2 protein-coding genes are annotated in these 1510 nt (G+C 43.4%); both read left to right on the top strand.

Features of this window, described 5'->3' with window-relative positions; genetic code table 11:
* Window positions 1–376 (top strand): hypothetical protein (locus EZ449_RS22780; protein ID WP_205943064.1); only part of this gene is annotated, 376 nt, incomplete at its 5' end.
* Window positions 377–378: 2 nt separating this feature from the next.
* Window positions 379–1510: GspE/PulE family protein (locus EZ449_RS22470; RefSeq protein WP_131563127.1), on the top strand; the 1132-nt coding region annotated here is incomplete at its 3' end.

Raw genomic sequence — 1510 nt, 5'->3', positions numbered from 1 at the left:
ATTGGTTTTTAATCTTGGCGGGCTAAATGGTTTATTCATCCTTTTTCAGGTATTTGTCCTGTCACTTTACATCTCGTTAAAAAATAGAAAGCCTACGAATATCTTTCAGGGGTTTTTTGGTCTGGGTGATCTGCTCTTTTTGTTATGCGCCGCTTTTGCTTTTTCGGTAACTTACTTTATTGTTTTTTATATCCTAAGCCTGTTGTTCGCAATAGGCATTACCCTATTGCTTAAATTATCCGCAAAAGAAAGGCTGGATAAGGTACCATTAGCAGGCTATCAGGCCCTAATGCTTATGGCTGTGCTTTTGTATGATCAGTTTAGTAGTTCTTGGCACATGATTTCACGTGTTGGCGATACTTATTTTGGAATATAGCAATGGAAATTACAAACGATATCCTAAACATTATACCTAAGGATATTGCCATGCAATATCGTGTATTTCCGATTACCCTGTTAGCTGATCAACTGGATCTATATTGCGGAAAGAGCTGTGACAAGTTTTCCTTAAAAGAGGAGCTGGAGGTTATCCTAGGTTATTCCATCACGCTCAACGAGATCGAGGAGACCGAGATCAGCAGACTACTCTCTACCCACTATTTAAGCGAGGCGAGTAGGGATGGAGATCAAAAGGCAATCTCAACCATATCGGCCAATGATGATTTTTTGAATGTATTAATTGAGGAAGCTCGAAGACTAAAGAGTAGTGATATCCACATTGAGACTTTTGAGAAAAGATCAAGGGTTAGGGTAAGAATAGATGGGATGATGGTGGAAAGGTATCAGGTAAGCAAGGAGGATTATCCCTCTTTGGTCAATAAGATCAAGATCATGGCCAATCTGGATATCGCAGAAAAACGGCTTCCACAGGACGGTCGGATTCAGTTTAGATCAGCCAAACAGGCTGCCTTTGATATCAGGGTATCGGTGCTGCCCACACTTTATGGGGAAAAGATCGTATTGAGGTTGCTTAATAACAGCAGTACCGATATTGACCTCAATACACTCGGGTTATCTCAAGAGGACATGTTCCATTACATGCAGGGGGTTCAGCGACCAAATGGAATCATCCTGATTAGTGGGCCTACTGGATCAGGAAAGACCACCACACTTTATGCAACCTTAAAGCTGCTTAATAAAAGCACACGCAATATTCTTACTATTGAGGATCCGATTGAATATACGCTTGAGGGAGTAAATCAGGTACAGCTGAAAGAGAGCATCGGCCTTGGATTTGCAGCAACCTTGCGGACCTTCTTGCGTCAGGATCCTGATGTGATCATGGTCGGTGAGATCAGGGATCCCGAGACGGCAAACATGGCCATCAGGGCCGCACTCACGGGACACCTCGTATTGTCCACGATCCACACCAATTCAGCTTGGGGAACGGTGTCGCGGCTCATGGATATGGGTATCCCCGGTTTTCTATTGGCCAATATGCTAAACACCACCGTGGCACAAAGACTGATCCGCTTACTTTGTCCTTTTTGCAAAGCGGAAGAGGAGTTTG

The sequence above is a fragment of the Pedobacter frigidisoli genome, from assembly GCF_004331675.1.
GTDB lineage: Bacteria > Bacteroidota > Bacteroidia > Sphingobacteriales > Sphingobacteriaceae > Pedobacter > Pedobacter frigidisoli.
This window is presented reverse-complemented; position numbering and strand designations above follow the sequence as displayed.